Origin of the sequence: Sandaracinus amylolyticus (assembly GCF_021631985.1) — a bacterium.
In the GTDB taxonomy this organism is placed as follows: Bacteria; Myxococcota_A; Polyangia; order Polyangiales; family Sandaracinaceae; genus Sandaracinus; species Sandaracinus amylolyticus_A.
This window is the reverse complement of sequence record NZ_CP070225.1, coordinates 6,281,607-6,298,174: the sequence shown is the minus strand read 5'-3', so window position 1 is coordinate 6,298,174 and position 16,568 is coordinate 6,281,607. Positions and strand designations below refer to the sequence as shown.

Here is a 16,568-nt window from a genome sequence, read left to right as displayed (position 1 = left end):
CACGCGAGGGCTGCGCGTCACGCCCCGGCAGCGCGCCGCTCGTCCGGCGCTGCGTGCACGATCGGCCTGCGGGCCTCCTCGAGACGCGCGATCAGCTCGCGCGCACGGTTCGTCGCGGTGTGCTCGGCGAGCGTCCGCTCTCGGGCGCGGCGCGCGATCCGTGCGAGCTCTTCGCGCGGTCGCTCGATCGCGCCGATCGCGTCGTCGCCGTCCTCCGCGACGAGGATCTCCGAGCCCGGCGTGTAGAACTCCTCGAGCCCCGCGAACTCGTCGCTGAGCACCGGCACGCCGCACGCGGCGGCCTCGAAGAGCCGCCCCGACGGACACCAGCCCATCTCCTTCATCGGCCCGCGCGTGACGCTCAGCGTGAGCGGCGAGCTCGCGTAGAACGCGGGATGGTGCGGCGGCGGGACGTGCGCGACGTACCAGATGTTGGAGCTCCAAGGGAATCCCTCGGGGTACATCGAGCCGCCGATCACGAACTTCAGATCGGGCCGCGCGCGCGCCGGCGCGAGGAAGAGCGCGTCGAGCGCAGCCTGACGATCCGCGGCGTAGGTGCCGAGATACGAGAAGTCGCCCTTCCACTCGCGCCGCGGCGGCGCGGGCGCGTGCACGTCGGGATCGACGCTGCCGTAGAGCGGCGCGACGCGTCGCGCGCCGAGCTCGCGACGGAGCGCGTCGAGCGCGCGCCCTCCGGTGTAGCTCAGCACGAGATCGAACCCGCCGAGCCCTTGCGAGGGCAGGTAGGGCACGCGCTCGCCCGCGTGCAGGCGCTCGAGCGTGACCGGCGTGTCGAGATCGTAGAACGCGCGCACGCTCGCGCTCGAGGCGAGCACGCGCTCGCAGAGCAGCGCGCCCTCGGGGCAGTACGACGTGACCATCGCGACGTCGCAGTCGCGGAAGTGATTGCGGATCTGGGTCTCGACGTGCGCGAGCTCGGCGTAGAGCACGAGACGGCTGCGCCCCGTGAGCTTGTCGACGTCGCGGTGCTGCGCGTAGTACGGGACGTCCTTCTCGAAGAAGACGACCTCGTGCCCCATCGCGTCGAGCGCGCGCACGAGGCCACGCCAGAGCGTCGCGTGGCCGTTGCCCCACGCGCTCGAGATCGAGAGCCCGAACACGACGATCTTCATCGACGCGCCTCCAGGCGTTCGGTGCGGCGGCGCGCGACGGCCGCCTTGGGCATGCGCGCGAGCTCGACGGGATCGTGCGCGCAGAACACGTCGACGCGATCGGCGTGATCGAGCACGAGCTTGCGCAGCCGATCCTGGTTGCCGAGGCGCGCCTCGCGATCGGCGTCCATCAGCGCCTCGTAGGCGAGCAGCGCGGGCGGGCAGTGCGGCTCGCGCGGGTCGATCTCGCCGTGGAAGAAGTACGCGTCGCCCGCGTGCAGGCGCCATCGACCGTTCACCTCGAACGCGATCCCGCAGTGCCCCGGGGTGTGCCCGAAGAGCGGGATCATCAGGATGTCGGGCGAGAGCCCCTCGAGCTCGCGCACCGCCTCGAACCCGAACCACGCGTCGCCGCGCGTCTCGTAGAGCACCCAGTCGGGCCCGTGCGACCACTGCGCGGGTCGATAACGACGGCCCCCCATGCGCGTGGTGCGCTCCATCGCGGCGTCGTGCTCGGTCGCGTAGACGTGCACGCGCGCGCTCGGGAAGTCGGAGAGCCCACCTGCGTGATCGAAGTCGAGGTGGGTGATGACGATGTCGCGCACGTCACGGGGATCGAAGCCGAGGGCGCGGATGCGCGAGTGCGCGGTGTCGTCGAGCGAGAGGCGCGGCTGCAGCAGCGTTCGCATCGTGCGCGACATCCGATCGGGGTGCTGCACGTCCGAGCGCCCGAGCCCGGTGTCCACGAGCACGAGACGATCGGGGAGCTCGAGCAGGACGCAGTGACAGACGATGTCGGCGCGATCCGTGAGGGGCCCCGAGCCCTGGATCAGTCGACGTCCTCGCGGGCACATCGTGCCTGCGGCGAAGTGGTGCGCGCGCATCGGTGCGCGGCGTGGTGCAGCGCTCGTGCCCTCGGGCCACACCGACGGACTCGCGTGCATTGCGTCACGCGCGCGCCTCAGCTGGGGCATCGCGACACATGCCCGAACTGCACGATCACGCGGAATTGACCTCGTTCTAGGGCGAGAGACGAACGTGTGAGCTGCGGCGCGAGGCGCGGTGCAGCGGGCATGCGCGTTGCGACCTGCGCGCGCCCATGCAGCGCAGTGTGCTGTCCACTCTCACGCTCCAGATCGAAGGCGTCGCCAACGTGGAGCTCGCGCAGCTCGAGCGCGACTTCTCGAGCGTGAAGGTGTCGGTCGTGCGCGTCCCGGCGACGCGCGGTGCGAGCCTCGACGAGCCGGACGTCGACCACGACGCGTGGGTGTCCCCGCGCTTCGACTTCTGGGCGTTCGATCGCCACGTCGACGCCGCGGTGGACGCCGGTCGTCCCCTCGTGATCCGCGCGCCGGCGCGACACGCGGCGCGCTTCGCGAGCGAGGTGCTCACGCGCGCGCAGCGCCGCATCGAGCGTCGCAACGCGGCCAGCGCGACCGCGCGCTTCGATCGCGTCCTCGATGCGCACGCGGCGCTGCACGATCTCTCGCGCCCGCTGGTGCGCGCCGATCTCGATCACGCGCGCGACGCCTGGCAGTGGGCGCTCCGGCTCGATCCCGGTGCGGGCGAGGCCTGCCAGATCGCGGCGCTCTTCCACGACGTCGAGCGGCTCGAGAGCGAGGCCGACGCGCGCATCGAGCAACACGCGCCGGACTACCGCGCGTACAAGGAAGCGCACGCGCGCGCCGGCGCACCGCGCGCGGCGGCGATCGTGCTCGCGGCCGGCGGGAGCGAGGCGCTCGCGCGCGAGGTCGCGCAGCTCGTCGAGAGCAGCGAGACCCCGGGCGCGTCGCGCGAGGTCCAGCTGATCAACGACGCCGACGCGCTGAGCTTCTTCTCGCTGAACAGCCCGGGGTTCGTCGACTACTTCGGGACGACGCACGCGCGGAAGAAGGTCGCGTACACCATCGCGCGCATGAGCGCGCGCGCGCTCGCCGAGCTGCCGAAGGTGCGGCTGCGCCCCGACGTCGCGCAGCTGGTCGCCGAGGTCATCGACGCGCCGTTCCGCGCCGTCGAAGCGACCGGCTGAGCATCGTTCGGCCGCACCGAACGATCGCGGCGATCATTCGGAAGATCAGAACGAGAGCTGCGCCTGCAGCGTGCCGCTGTGGATCGTGTTGCGCGCCGGCTCGTGCTGGCGCTCGTCGGTCGTGTTCGCGTAGCGCAGCTGCAGCTTCAGGTGGTTGCCGAGCGCGTAGAAGTTGATCAGCCCTTCGATCACGCGCTGCACGTCACCGCCGCTCGCGAGATCGGGATCGACCACGCTGACGCGCGCGGCGACCTCGAGGTAGGGCCGGAAGAACATCCACGCGAGGTGCGCATAGCCGCCGATCGCGTCGCGCGTCGTGCCGTCGACCAGCGTCGCGTCGCGGTAGTAGAGCTCGGCCTGGAGCGCGAGCGTCTCCCACTGCAGCGCGACGTCGGCGCCGAGCGTGCGCTGGTGCTCGATGCCGAGGGTCGCGGTGGCCGGCAGCCCGGTGGTCGCGTCGACGCGCGCTTCGGTGCGGGTGATCTCGCCGAGGTACCCGTTGACGCCGAACGAGATGCGGAAGGGCACGTGCGCCGCGAGCGCGGGCGTCTCGTCGAGCGCCACGCGTCCGAGCGGGCTCGCGACGAGGCGCGCCATGTAGAGCATCTGATCGTCGTCGTTGCCGCCCTGATCGATGCGGTTCCCGTTGAAGATGCCGACGTAGTACTCGAGCAGGCCCTCGAAGGGCGTGCCGAAGAGCATCGCGCCGGTGTCGCGATCCGCGCGGAACGCGTCGTTCGCGATCGAGAAGTCGGGAAAGAGCAGGCGCGGCACCGGCGTGGTGAAGGTGCGCGAGAAGGGCGTGAGGAACTGGCCGGCGCGCAGGCCGATCGCTTCGTGCGGCTGGATGTCGATCTGGAGATCGAGCAAGCGCGCGCTCTGCCCCGCGAGCTCCGGCTGCACGAAGTAGCGGATCCACGGCGCGAGCACGGTGCCACGCAGCTGCGGGCGCACCATGCGCACGATGAACTCGCTCTCGCGCGCTGGGTCGGGCGTCGACGAGAGCTGGTAGCGCATCTGCACCAGCAGGCCGATCTGCAGCGAGAACGAGCGATCGGCGTTGCGCACGAACGCACCTTCGTCGGGCGAGAAGCCGAGCTCCACGCCCGGCGCGGTCGCGTGCAGCGTGAGCGCGTCGGCGAGCGCGTCGTGCGGCGCTGGCTCGATCGGCGCGGGCACCGCGCTCGCGGGCTCGGGCGGCGCTGGTGCGACGTCGATCTCGGCGGTGGGCTCCTCCTGCGCGTACGCAGGACGGACGAAGGCCGACGACGCCAGCACCAGTGCCAGCGCGAGGGAAGGACGCAGGGACATCGGTTCCTCTCGTGGGCGGATCGGAGACGGAGCGGCGCCTCCACGCGCATCGCGCGTGTGCCGCGGAGCGACGTTCAGGAAGCTCAGTGCGGAGCGTCGATCGTGGTCGCGTGGTGCGCCGCGGGCGCGATCGCGAGGGCACGGACGGCTTCGGCGCGCACCTGCAGCAGCGGCGCGGGCGCGAGGCCGGACACCAGGCCGATCGCGATCGCCGCGAGCACCACCAAGCGCTCGCGCGCGACGAGGTCGCGCACCTCGGCGCCGACGAGGCGCGGCTCGCGCGCCGGGCCGTAGAACGTGGTGAAGAACGCGCGCAGCAGCGTGATGCCGTTGAGCACGGTCACCACGAGCAACACCGTCGCGACGAAAGGATGCCCATCGAGCAGGCCGTGCAGCAGCAGATCCTCGGCGACGTACTGCAGCGATCCCGGCAGACCGATCGCGGCGAGCGCGAGCAGGAAGAACGCCGCGGCCATGCTCGGGAAGCGGCTCGAGAGCCCGCCCAGGCGCCGCATGTCGGTCGTCCCGCAGCGCGCGCCGATCGCGCCCGCGATCACCAACATGCCCGCCGTGGTGATCGCGACCGCGACCATCTGCAGCATCGCGCCGTGCACGCTGTTCGAGTCGACCTCGGCGAGGCCCACCAGCACGAGGCCGAGCTGGCTCGTCACCACGAAGCCGAGCATGCGCCGCATGTCGTGCTGCGAGAGCGCGACGAACGCGTTGTAGAGCGCGCTCACCAGCGCGAGCCCCGCGAGCAGCGGCAGATCCGCGCCCGCCGCCTCGGGGAGGAGCGGGATCATCAGCCGCGCGACCAGGAACGCGCCGAGGTGCGTGCCCGCGATCATCGTCGCGATGCCGATCGGACCGCGCTCGATCAGCACCGGCATCCACGAGTGGAACGGCGTGATCGCCTTGCGGATCAGCACCGCGAGCGCGAGCAGCACGAATACGAGATGCTGCCCCGAGGACGGCATCGGCGCGGCGGACGCGTTCGCGAGATCGAAGGGCAGCTCGATGCCCGCGCTCGCGCGCGACACGCCGATCACGATCGCAGCCGCCACGATCGGCAGCGAGCCGAGCACGAGGTACACGTCGATCATGCGCGCGAGCTCCACGCGCACGTCGGCGCGCCGCGCGCGGTGCAGCTCCATCGCGCCCGGCACGAGGCACGCGATCCAGAACGCGGTGAGCAGGAGCAGATCGAGCGCGAGGTACACGCCCAGCGTCATCGAGAGCGTGAGGAGCACTGCGGCCGACGATGCGCGGCCCGTCTCCTCGCGCGGCGCAGCGACCAGCACGCCGAGCGCGAGCAGCGACGCGAGTGGCAGGAAGGGCGCCGCGAGCCCGTCGACGCCGAGGTGCCAGCGCGCGCCGACCAGGGGCAGGATCGGGCCGAGCTCGACGAGGTGCGCGCCGCGCGCGTCCGCGAAGGAGAGGGCGACCGCCGATGCGAGCGCGAACGTCGCGCCGGCCACCACGATCGACGCGACGCGCGCCGAGCGGTCGTCGCGGATCGCGCGCAGCGCGAGGGCGCCCACCGCGGGCAGTGCGACCAGGATCGTCAGCAGGGGCGCGCTCACGGCAGGGTCTCCTCGTGCGAGCGCGGGCTGGTCGACACCCGCGCGCGCGCCGGCTCGACGTGCGCGCGCTCGGCGCTGGTGCGCGTCCACCCGCTCAGGGCCGCGACGCCGTGTCGCTCGACGCGATCGAGCGCGCGCGACGCGCGCATCACCGGCTCCACCACGAAGCGCTCGAGGATCTCGTCGACGAAGAAGCGACGCATCGAGAGGTGCTGCAGCCACGCGAGCGTCGGCGCCGGCAACACGCGCGCCCAGAGGCTCGGGCGGGGCGTCGGCGTCGCGGCGAGCGCCGCGCGGATCTCCTGTGCGTCGCGCAGCGCCGAGGGCGTGCGCAGCAGCTGCAGGAGACGCAGGAACGCATGCGCGACCATGTGCACGAGCGCCCAGGTCCAAAGGTGCAGCCCGATCTCGACGAGCATCAGGCCGACCTGGGTGATCGTCGCGTAGGCGAGCAGGCTCTTCGCGTCGCTCTGGGTGCGCGCGACCATCGTCGCGTGCACCGCGCTGAGCGCGCCGACGATCGCGACCGCGGCCGACGCGACGGGCGAGGCCTCGAGGAGCGGCGCGGAGCGCAGGAGCAGGTACACGCCGGCGTGCACCGAGAGCGCGCCGTAGAACAGCGCGCTCGAGGGTGTCGGTCCCTCCATCGCGCGCGGCAGCCATCCGCCGAGCGGCAGCTGCGCCGACTTCCCGAGCACCGCGACGAGCAGCACGAGCCCGATCGTGGTCGCGCTCGCGATGCCGTGCGCGTGGTGGAGGTCCTGCGCGCCGCCCGCGAACGCATCGGCGAACTCCGCGGAGCCCGCGGCCTGATGGAGCAGGATGCCCGCGACGAGCAGACCGACGTCGCCGACGCGGTACGTGATCATCGCGCGCACGGCGCCGCGCACCGGGCCGCTGCGATGCGAGAAGAACGCGATCAGCAGCACCGACGCGAGCCCGACCAGCTCCCATCCGACGAAGAGCAGGTCGTAGCTCCCCGCGAGCACGAGCACGTGCATGCCGGTGGTGAACACGCAGAGCAGCAGGAAGAAGCGCGCATACCCGGGCTCGCGGTGGAGGTAGCGAATCGAGAAGCGCGCGACGAGGAAGCAGATGACGTTCGTGACGAGCGTCATCGTCAGCGAGAGCCCGTCGAGCAGCGCGCCGATCGTGAACGCGTGACCGGGCACCGCGAACCACGTCGCGAGGTGCACGTCGCGCGCCCGCGCGCCGAGCGCGATCCACGATCCCGTCAGCGCGACCGAGAGCGCGGTCGAGAGCCCGATCGCCCACGACACGAGGCGTCCGATCGCGGCCTCGCTCGGCGTGCGCCGCGCGAGCATCGCGACACCGAGGACGAGACCGGTGATCGCGGGGAGCGCGACGACCAGCCCGAGCACGACGTGGAGCTCGGAGACCGAAGGAGCGAACGAGTGCATCACGCTCCTCACGCTGCGTTCGCGCGCTCGATGCGCGCCGGCGGCACGAAGCCGCTCCGTCCCTGGTACCAGTCCATCGCTCGCTCCACCACCGGCAGCGCGCCCGCGTCGCTCTCGAACGGCGCGAACCCATCGGGGCCCAGATACGAGATTGCGTGCGTCTTCGGATCCATGCACGCGAGCCGCACCCAGCCTCGCGTCACGAGCTCCTTCACCTCGGGCTGCCGCGCCGCGATGCCGAGCACGACGTCGGGGCTCGCCTCGATCACGCAGAGCAGGCGCACCGGCTCGTGCACCTCGATCATCTGCCGCGGCAGCCCGGTGCGCAGATCGCCGCTCGTGCCCTCCATCACGCCGAGGAGGCCCGCGAGGTTGTGCGGCAGCTTCGTGCCCGCGCCCCAGCGCTCGTCGTCGACCGTCGAGAAGTAGTATTCGAGGCTGATGCCCGCGCCGACCGGCACGACCGCGGCGAGGATCCGCTCGAGCACGGTGCCGCGCGCATCGTCCTCCGTCGGGTCGTAGGAGACGAGGAACGCGCGGCGATCGAGGAAGAGCCCGCGGCTCAGCGCGCGACGCCCCACGATGCACGCGGCGTTGGTCGCGTGCCCGAGCTCGGGGCGCGCCTGGCTGAGATCGACCGCGCGCTCCTCGACGTGCGCGAGCGCGGTCGCGGGGTCGAGCTGCACCGGCGCGTGCTCGAAGCGGCGGCAGCGCTCGTGCGCCGAGTGTGCGCGCGCGGTGTCGAGATCGCGCTGCAGCACCTCGAGCTCTCGCGCGAGCGACGCCGGTACGAGATCGAGATCGAAGATCGTGATGCCGTCGGTCGTGGTGTCGTGCAGGCCGCCGAGGAACCACGTGCCCATCGGGATGTCGATGCCGCGCGCACGCAGCGCCTCGCGCACCGCGGGCTCGTTCGCCATCGCAGCGAAGGCGCGCGCGTTGGGCCCGCCGTTGCGACCGCCGCACGCGCCGCAGTCGTACGCGGAGTGGTGCGGGTTGTTCACCGTCGTCGCGCCGTGCCCGAGCAGCACCACGAGCGGTGCGAAGCCGCGGGTGAGCCCGAGGTTCGTCAGCGTCCCCGCGACGCGATCGGTGCGCTCGGCGAGCGTGAACCCGAGCGCGTGCGCCGCGGGATCGTGCTCGTGGTGGTGGTGCTCCTGCTGGAGGGCGAGCGCGGTGCGCGGCCCGGGCAGGAGCCAGCGCTCGAACGCCTCCACGGCGCGGTGCGCGAGCCGCGGGAAGAGCACCCGCGCCGCGAGCGGCAGCGCCGCGATCAGACCCACGAGCGGCGTCAGCGCCGCGCCGCGCGTCATCGAGCGCGACGCGTCGCCGATCTCGTGGCGCAGCCACGCCATCCACGCGCGCAGCCGGCGGCGCCGCTCGGACGCGGGCGCGTGCTCCGCGAGCGGATGCTCCTCGACGCGATGCGAGGGCCGCACGACCACCGGGCAGAGCGCGGTGACCGTGGGATCGTCGAGCCCGCGGTACTGCATCGCGACCCCGAAGAACCCGGCGACGCTGAACGTCAGGTGATCGGGCCCCAGCGCCTCGAAGTGCCGGCGGATCCCTTCTTCGCGATCGTCGATGCAGAACGCGAGCTGGAATCGCGGCGCGCCGAACGCGGGATCCGCGGGGCGTGCCGCGTTGTCGGCGAGCGCGCCGAGCACCTCGCGCGCGTGCTGGTGCTCGAACGCTTCGTGCAGCACGCGGCGTCGCGTCATCGCGTCGAAGTCGTCGAGCGCGGCGACCATGCGCGCCGCGTGATCGGCACCGGCGAGCAGCAGCGCGGGCGCCGCGATCCCTGCGAGCTGGCAGAGCTGGAAGAGCCGCCACGCCTCGTCGTGCGCGTGCCGACGCTCGTCGTTCTTCCAGGTGCGCCGCACCGTGTCGGGCAGGCGCGCGAGCGCGCCGCGATGCCCGAGCGCCCGTGCCGACTCGCGCAGGCACTCGACGTCGAGCACCAGACGGATCGCCAGCAGCTCGCGCAGCGACACCCGCGCGTCGCGCTCCACGCGCTCGAGGCGCGCGACCATCCCGCTCCAGCCCGGCAGCTCGAGCAGCACGCGCGCGACGTGGTCGTGCCACGCGTCGGCCGCGACGCCGAGCTCCTCGAGGCACGACGCGATCAGCGCGTTCGTCGAGAGCTCCGCGCTCGCGTCGAGACGGCGCGACACCGCGCGGAGCCACGCCGGCAGCAACGCGGGCGCGATGCCGAGGTGCGTGCGGTAACAAGCGCGCAGACCGGCGTCGCGGTGGGGCATCGGCCAGCGCGCCATGCCCTGGTCGAGGAACGCGCTCAGGAAGCGCACGAGCTCGCCGTTCGCCGGGATCGCGGGATCGGGCGCGCCGATCGCGACCATCAGATCGCGCAGCGTGCGGTCGTGACCGACGCGCGCGAGCAGCGCTTCTCTCTCTCTCGGCTCTCCGACCGGCGCGAGCGCGCGGCACGCGGCCCAGAGCGTCTCGACCGCCGCGCCCTCGGGATCGCCGGCGAGCGTGTCGCGGATCGCACCGATGCGGGCGACCGGCGCGAGCACGCGATCGATCGCGGCCTCGTCGCGCGCCTCGAGCGAGCCCAGCCAGCTCTTCGTCGTCGCGATCACCCGCGCGCGCACGTCGCTCGGCACGTCGTCGCGGAAGCGGCGCGTCACCCCGAGCTCGTCGCTGGCCCACCGCAGCCCCTGGGGCGAGGCCGCGTCCACGCCGTGTCGGAGCACGAGGCGCTCGAGCTCGCGCCGCGAGATCAACGAGAGACGCTCGTCGGGCACGGTGCGCGCGCGCATCGCGAGCGCGTGCTCGACGTCGCGATCTTCGATGCGGCCTTCGCGCCACGCCTTCCGATACGCGTCCTCCGCGAGATAACCCTCGGCGTCGTGGGTCTCGTGCGCGGTCGCGAGCGCGTCGTGGAACTCGAGGTGCTGCAGCGCGTGCAGCGTGTTGTGGTGGATGAAGTCGCCGATCGGCGCCTGCGCCGGAAGGAGATGCGCGGCGTGCTCGAGGGCGTCGTCGAGGAGAGTGTCGAGATCGGCGAGAGGCCGCGGAGGAGCGCTCACGGCGCCGCGCTGCAGCATCGATCGTGCCCGCACGTTTGCTCGTGTTCTCCGCAGGATCGCGAGCACGTTCCCGGGGAGATCCTCCCCCGCGGGGAGAACCTCCCCGGGAAACCAGCCTCCGACTTAACCGTATCTGCACGGGTTCGTTGCAGATCCGGGCGTGGCACGAGCACTGCTGAGCGCCGGCCCGCATGCACACGAGAGCACCCGCCGAAGGGCTCGCCGGCCTCCGCGAGACGTGGCGCGCGGACGTCGTCTCCGGCTTCCTCGTCTTCCTCATCGCTCTACCGCTCTGCCTCGGCATCTCGATGGCGAGCGGCTTCCCGCCGGTCGCCGGCATCCTCACCGCGATCGTCGGAGGCGTCATCGCGACGTTCTTCGGCAGCGCGCCGCTGACGATCAAGGGCCCCGCCGCGGGCCTCATCGTGATCGCGCTCGGCGCGGTCCAGGACCTCGGCGCCGGCGATCCCGTGCTCGGCTATCGACGCGCCCTCGCGACGATCGTGATCGCGGGCGTGATCCAGATCGTCTTCTCGCTCGTGCGCGCCGGCGCGCTCGGCGACCTCTTCCCCTCGTCGGTCGTGCACGGAATGCTCGCGGCGATCGGCGTCATCATCATCGCCAAGCAGGTGCACGTGATGCTCGGCGTGCCCGGCGTCTCCGGCGAGCCGCTCGAGCTCCTCGCGCGCATCCCCGAGAGCCTCCTCGCGATGAACCCCGAGATCGTCGTGATCGGGACACTCTCGCTGATCGTGCTCTTCGGCATGCCGATGCTGCCATGGGCATGGGTGAAGAAGGTCCCGCCGCCGCTGGTCGTGGTCGTGATCGCGATGGCGCTCGGCTCGTACTTCGACCTCGGTCACGAGCACCACTACCAGTTCCAGTCGCACGACTACGTCGTCGGCCCGAGCTTCCTGGTGCGACTGCCCGGGAGCCTCCTCTCCGCGATCACGCTCCCCGACTTCTCGAGCGCGTTCGACGCGACGTCGATCCGCTACATCGTGATGTTCGCGCTCGTCGGCTCGATCGAGTCGCTGCTCAGCGCGAAGGCAGTCGACTCGCTCGACCCGCTGAAGCGCAAGAGCGACCTCGATCGCGATCTGCTCGCGACCGGCATCGGCAACGTGATCGCCGGCATGATCGGCGGCCTGCCGATGATCTCCGAGATCGTCCGCAGCTCGGCGAACGTGAACAACGGCGCGCGCACCCGCGTCGCGAACTTCTCGCACGGCATCTTCCTGCTGCTCTTCGTGTCGGCGGCGCCCTGGCTGCTCCAGCGCATCCCGCTCGCCGCGCTCGCCGCGATGCTCGTCTACACGGGCTTCCGCCTCGCCTCGCCGAAGGAGTTCGCGAAGACGTGGCGCATCGGGCGCGAGCAGATGGTGATCTTCGGCTCGACGCTCTTCGTCACGCTCGCGACCGATCTGCTCGTCGGCGTGTTCGCGGGGATCCTGGTGAAGACCGCGCTGCACTGGCGCAACGGCATGCCGCTGCGGAACGTGCTGCGCCCTCACGTCGAGGTGATCGAGGAGGGCGAGACGACGACGCTGCGCGTCGCGCAGGCCGCGGTCTTCTCGAACTTCCTCACGATCAAGCGGCACCTCGCGAACGTCGCACCGCAGCGCGCGGTGGTGATCGATCTCTCGGGCACGCACATCGTCGATCACACGGTGATGGAGCGGCTGCACGAGCTGATGGACGAGTGGAACCTCGTCGGGCGGCAGCTCGAGGTGATCGGGCTCGACGCGCACGAGGGGCTCTCCGAGCATCCGCTCGCGGCACGGAGGAAGGTGCTGGAGGTCGCATGACCAACGAGAGCTCGCTCGTCGTCGGCATCGACTTCCGCTCGTCGTCGGCGCGCGCGCTCCGCCACGCGCTCGCGATGTTGCGCACCGGGTGCGCCTCGCAGCTCCACGTGGTGCACGTGCTCCCTCCCGATCTCGCGCGCGACGAGGCGATGCTCCACGCGGTGCCCGAGGCGATCGCCGACGTCGTCTCGCAGGTCGCAGCCCACGTGCCGACGCGCCCGGCGTGGGCGCACGTGCGCGCCGGACGCGTGCGCCACGAGATGCGGCGGCTCGCGTTCGAGGTCGGCGCCGACACGATCGTGCTCGGTGCGCGCGGGCGGTGGCACGCCGCGCCGGGGCTCTGGGGCGAGCTCGGCGAGGATCCCTACGCGCCGTTCTCGGTGCTCGTCGCGGGCGAGCGCCTCGAGCTCGACGCGCGCCCCTTCGCAGTGAAGCGCTGCGCGGTGTGCGAGTCGCTGCGTCGCTCGCCCGACGTGACCTGGCCGTGGTGCCGCGATCATCGTCCGCTCGGTGTCGCCCCGCCGCGCCGTCTCGACGCGATCGACGCGTCCGATGGCCTCGGCCGGGTGGTGCATTGAGTGCGCGCGATCACGGCTCGTGGAGCGGGAGGAACACCTCGAACTTGCTCCCGCGCCCCGGCTCGCTCTCGACCGCGACCCATCCGCCGTGCTCGCGCACGATGCCCTCGACCACCGGCAGTCCGATGCCCGTGCCCTCGCCCTCGCCCTTCCGCGTGAAGAACGGCTCGAAGAGGTGCGGTAGATCCTCGGGCGCGATGCCGGTGCCGGTGTCGATCACCGCGATCGATGCGTACCGTCCGCCCTTCGCGTGCACGCCGGTCGGCGGGACGACCTCGCGCTGCTCGACCACGATGCGCACCGGCCCGCCCTCGGGCATCGCCTGCAGCGCGTTCGTGATCAGGTTCGTCAGCACCTGCAGGATCTGCTGCGCGTCGACGCGCACCTTCGTGTCGGGCGTGCGCGCCTCGACGTCGATGATCGCGCGCTGTCGCCGCGCGAGCGGCGCGAGCGTGTCCGCTGCGTGGCGCGCGATCTCCGCGACGACGTGCGGCGCGGGCTGTCCGCCGCGGCGTCGCGCGAAGTCCAGCAGGTCGCGGATGATGCGCGCCATGCGGCTCGCCTGCTCGAGCACGGTGCGCGCGCTGGCGCGCGCATCGTCGGGCACACGATCGTCCTGCTCGATGATGCGCGCGTGCCCCGAGACCACGTTGAGCGGCGTGCCGAGCTCGTGCGCGAGGGCCGATGCGAGCTGTCCGACGGTGCGCAGCCGATCGGCGTGGCGGAGCTGCTCGAGGGCGGCGACGCGCTCGGTGTCGGCCTCCTCGATGTGCTTGCGCGCGTGCTGCAGGCGCTCGGCCATGTGGTTCATCTCGCCCGCGAGCACGCCGACGTCGCCGGGCTTCGTCGCGAGCTCGGATCGCGCGTCGAGATCGCCGCTGCCGATGCGCCGCGCGAGCAGCGCGAGCCGCTCGAGAGGGCGCCCGACGAGCCAGCGCACGAGGCCCCACGTGACCAGCGCCTCGAGCATCGCGAGCGTGAGCGCCTGCGTGAACAGCGACCACCACCCGATCCGCTCGAGCAGCTCGTTGACCGCCTGCGGCTCCGCGAGCTCGATCGCGACCCCGCCCGTGGTGTCGAGCGGGATGTACGTGAGGACCTCGCCCCCGTGCACGCCCACGACGACCTCGCCGCGCAGCAGCGGCGCGATCTCGCGCGCCGGCAGCGCGGGCGAGCGCAGGTGCGACCGGCTCTCGAGAGAGACCAGGCGCGCGACGATGTGCGCGGCCGCGACCTCCTCGCGATCCAGCATGCGGCGCGCTTCGTCGAGCGGATCGGCGCCGCTGCGATCGCGGGTGATCGCGGCGTGCAACGCGTGCGCGAAGAACCGGCGATCGCGCAGCGTGACCTCGAGCAGGAGCCGCTGTTCCTCCTGCACGCGCAACATGACGCCGACGACGAGCACGGTCGACATGGTGACGAGCAGCGTGAGCCAGAGGCGGGTGGCGATCTGCATGCGACTGGATACGACTGTTACCATCTCGGCGGCGCCATGACTGCAAGCCACTCACGCGTTCTCTGCGTCGAGGACGACCCCGCCATGGGCGCGCTCCTGGTGAAGGAGCTCGGGCGCCGCGGGTTCGGGGTGCGCCACGTGCGCAGCGCGAACGACGCGCTCGCCGCGGTCGAGGTCGAGGACTACGACGCCGTCGTGTCCGACGTGCGGCTCGGGGGCATGACCGGCCTCGAGCTCTGCGAGCGCCTGGTCGCGCGTCGCCCCGAGCTGCCGGTGATCCTGATCACCGCGTTCGGCGATCTCGACACCGCGATCGCCGCGATCCGCGCCGGCGCCCACGACTTCCTGCCCAAGCCCTTCGAGCTCGAGGAGCTCGCGATCCGCGTGACGCGCGCCGCCGAGCTGCGCGCGCTGCGCGCCGAGGTGCGACGCCTGCGCGAGGGCATCGTCACCCCCGCCGGCATCGAGGAGATGATCGGCGAGCACGCGACGATGCAGCGCGTGTTCGCGATGATCCAGCGCGTCGCGAGCTCCGAGGCGCCGGTGCTGATCGCGGGCGAGACCGGGACCGGCAAGGAGCTCGTCGCGCGCGCGCTCCACGCGCGCAGCCCGCGCGCCGAGGGGCCCTTCGTCGCGGTGAACTGCGCGGCGCTCCCCGAGGCGCTGCTCGAGAGCGAGCTCTTCGGGCACACCAAGGGCGCGTTCACCGACGCACGCGCGCCGCGCGCCGGGCTCTTCGTCGAGGCGAGCGGAGGCACGCTCTTCCTCGACGAGATCGCCGAGATGCCGCTCGCGCTCCAGGCGAAGCTCTTGCGCGCGCTGCAGGAGCACACGGTGCGGCCGGTCGGCAGCGATCGCGAGGTCGCGTTCGACGCGCGCATCGTGAGCGCGACCCATCGCGACCTCGAGTCGCGCGTGGCCGACGGCGAGTTCCGCGACGATCTCTACTACCGCCTCAACGTGCTGCAGGTGCGCCTGCCCGCGCTGCGCGAGCGTGGATCCGACGTGCTGCTGATCGCGAACCACGCGCTCAAGCGCATCGCGCAGCGCAGCGGCAAGCCGGTGCGCGGCATCGCGCCCGAGGCGGCGCGCAAGCTCCTCGCGTACGACTGGCCGGGCAACGTGCGCGAGCTGATGAACGCGATGGAGCGCGCGGTCGCGCTCGCGGAGTACGACGACGTCACGGTCGCGGACCTGCCCGAGAAGATCCAGGCGTTCACGCGCTCGCACGTGCTCGTCGCGGCCGACGATCCGAACGAGCTCCTGCCGCTCGACGAGATCGAGCGCCGCTACATCCTGCGCGTGATCGAGGCGGTCGGCGGCAACCGCACGCGTGCCGCCGAGATCCTCAAGGTCGATCGCAAGACGCTCTACACGAAGCTGAAGAGCTACGGCTGGAGGCCGAGCGATCCGCCGCCCGGCGGCGGCGTACCGCCGGCGTGATCACGCGCTCTTCTCGCCCGCGGGCGCGACGCCGGCGAACGCGTAGCGGTGGAACCACTCGGGGAACGCGCGCACCAGGGCGCGCGGGCCCTCGATGGTCAGCGCGCCCGACGCGAGCGCGCGACGCCACGTGAGATCGCCGCGCCACCAGCCGATCAGCGTGCGTCGATCGCTGCGCACGCGGACCTCGACGTCGAGCCCGGGGTTGTCGTCGCAGACGCTCACCTCACCGCGCCGCAGCAGGAGGTAGTGCACGCGCCGCCGCGCGGGCACGTCGGTGAGCTCGAAGCGCACGACGACCGGCGTGTCGGGGAGCGCGTCTTCGTTCACGCGGCGCTGCACGTCCCAGAGGAGCGGCGCCTCGTCGAGCTCGTCGCGATCGAGCGGGCCGCGCGCCCACCGCTGGCCCCACACGCCGAGCGCGCGCACGACCTCGGCGAGCTCCTCGCCCGCGGGCGTGAGCCGATAGCTCGGCAACGCGTCCGGCCCCTCGCGCACGACCACGCCCGCGTCGGTCAGCGCGCGCAGCCGCTCGGTGAGCATCGTGCGCGAGATGCGGGGGATCCCGCGGCGGATCTCGCCGAAGCGGCGGCTCCCCATCAAGAGCTCGCGTACCACGAGGAGCGTCCAGCGCTCGCCGACGAGCTCGAGCGAGCGTGCGACCGCGCAGAACTGTCCGTATCGCTGCACGTCCCGAGCGTACGCCGCCGCGCGCGCGAAGACCGGTCCGGATTCCGTACTGGTCTCGACGAGGCCTGCGGCGCACTCCACACC

Annotated in this window: 12 protein-coding genes; 4 read left to right on the top strand and 8 right to left on the bottom strand. The window is 72.3% G+C overall.

Annotated features, from left to right (window positions below):
* Window positions 1-17: 17 nt before the first annotated feature.
* A complete protein-coding gene (locus I5071_RS26650) occupies window positions 18-1,133 on the bottom strand; it encodes a CgeB family protein (protein WP_236515661.1) in 1,116 nt (371 codons plus the stop codon).
* Window positions 1,130-2,056 (bottom strand): MBL fold metallo-hydrolase, encoded by a 927-nt coding sequence (locus I5071_RS26645; RefSeq protein ID WP_236515660.1) that lies wholly within the window; start codon window positions 2,054-2,056, stop codon window positions 1,130-1,132. Before I5071_RS26645 ends, I5071_RS26650 begins: the two co-directional genes overlap by 4 nt.
* A gap of 167 nt (window positions 2,057-2,223) precedes the next feature.
* Here I5071_RS26645 and I5071_RS26640 point away from each other — a divergent pair, with 167 nt between their 5' ends.
* The gene (locus I5071_RS26640; protein ID WP_236515659.1) at window positions 2,224-3,141 is read left to right on the top strand and encodes a DUF4202 family protein; all 918 of its coding nucleotides are present in this window, start codon (window positions 2,224-2,226) and stop codon (window positions 3,139-3,141) included.
* 45 nt (window positions 3,142-3,186) lie between these two features.
* Here the strand turns inward: I5071_RS26640 and I5071_RS26635 are convergent, their stop codons facing one another.
* From I5071_RS26635 to I5071_RS26620, 4 genes are all read right to left on the bottom strand, one after another.
* Window positions 3,187-4,452, bottom strand: a complete 1,266-nt coding sequence (locus tag I5071_RS26635) for a porin (RefSeq protein WP_236515658.1) — start codon at window positions 4,450-4,452, stop codon at window positions 3,187-3,189.
* 83 nt (window positions 4,453-4,535) lie between these two features.
* Window positions 4,536-6,035: a complex I subunit 4 family protein gene (locus tag I5071_RS26630; protein ID WP_236515657.1), complete on the bottom strand. Its 1,500-nt coding sequence runs from the start codon at window positions 6,033-6,035 to the stop codon at window positions 4,536-4,538.
* The gene (locus tag I5071_RS26625; protein WP_236515656.1) at window positions 6,032-7,456 is read right to left on the bottom strand and encodes an NADH-quinone oxidoreductase subunit L; all 1,425 of its coding nucleotides are present in this window, start codon (window positions 7,454-7,456) and stop codon (window positions 6,032-6,034) included. Before I5071_RS26625 ends, I5071_RS26630 begins: the two co-directional genes overlap by 4 nt.
* Before the next feature lie 8 nt (window positions 7,457-7,464).
* On the bottom strand, window positions 7,465-10,509 hold the full coding sequence (locus I5071_RS26620) for a YbcC family protein (RefSeq protein ID WP_236515655.1): 3,045 nt from the start codon (window positions 10,507-10,509) through the stop codon (window positions 7,465-7,467).
* Window positions 10,510-10,700: 191 nt separating this feature from the next.
* On the opposite strand from I5071_RS26620, the gene I5071_RS26615 reads away from it, so the two are divergent.
* Window positions 10,701-12,317 (top strand): SulP family inorganic anion transporter, encoded by a 1,617-nt coding sequence (locus tag I5071_RS26615; protein WP_236515654.1) that lies wholly within the window; start codon window positions 10,701-10,703, stop codon window positions 12,315-12,317.
* Window positions 12,314-12,895, top strand: a complete 582-nt coding sequence (locus tag I5071_RS26610) for a universal stress protein (RefSeq protein WP_236515653.1) — start codon at window positions 12,314-12,316, stop codon at window positions 12,893-12,895. Before I5071_RS26615 ends, I5071_RS26610 begins: the two co-directional genes overlap by 4 nt.
* 10 nt (window positions 12,896-12,905) lie before the next feature.
* On the opposite strand, the gene I5071_RS26605 is transcribed toward I5071_RS26610, so the two are convergent.
* A complete protein-coding gene (locus I5071_RS26605) occupies window positions 12,906-14,351 on the bottom strand; it encodes a sensor histidine kinase (protein WP_236515652.1) in 1,446 nt (481 codons plus the stop codon).
* A 36-nt stretch (window positions 14,352-14,387) separates the two neighbouring features.
* Between I5071_RS26605 and I5071_RS26600 the strand changes: the two genes are divergently transcribed.
* The gene (locus I5071_RS26600) at window positions 14,388-15,794 is read left to right on the top strand and encodes a sigma-54-dependent transcriptional regulator (protein ID WP_268921146.1); all 1,407 of its coding nucleotides are present in this window, start codon (window positions 14,388-14,390) and stop codon (window positions 15,792-15,794) included.
* On the opposite strand, the gene I5071_RS26595 is transcribed toward I5071_RS26600, so the two are convergent.
* A complete protein-coding gene (locus tag I5071_RS26595; RefSeq protein ID WP_236515650.1) occupies window positions 15,795-16,484 on the bottom strand; it encodes a winged helix-turn-helix transcriptional regulator in 690 nt (229 codons plus the stop codon).
* Between the last annotated feature and the right edge of the window lie 84 nt (window positions 16,485-16,568).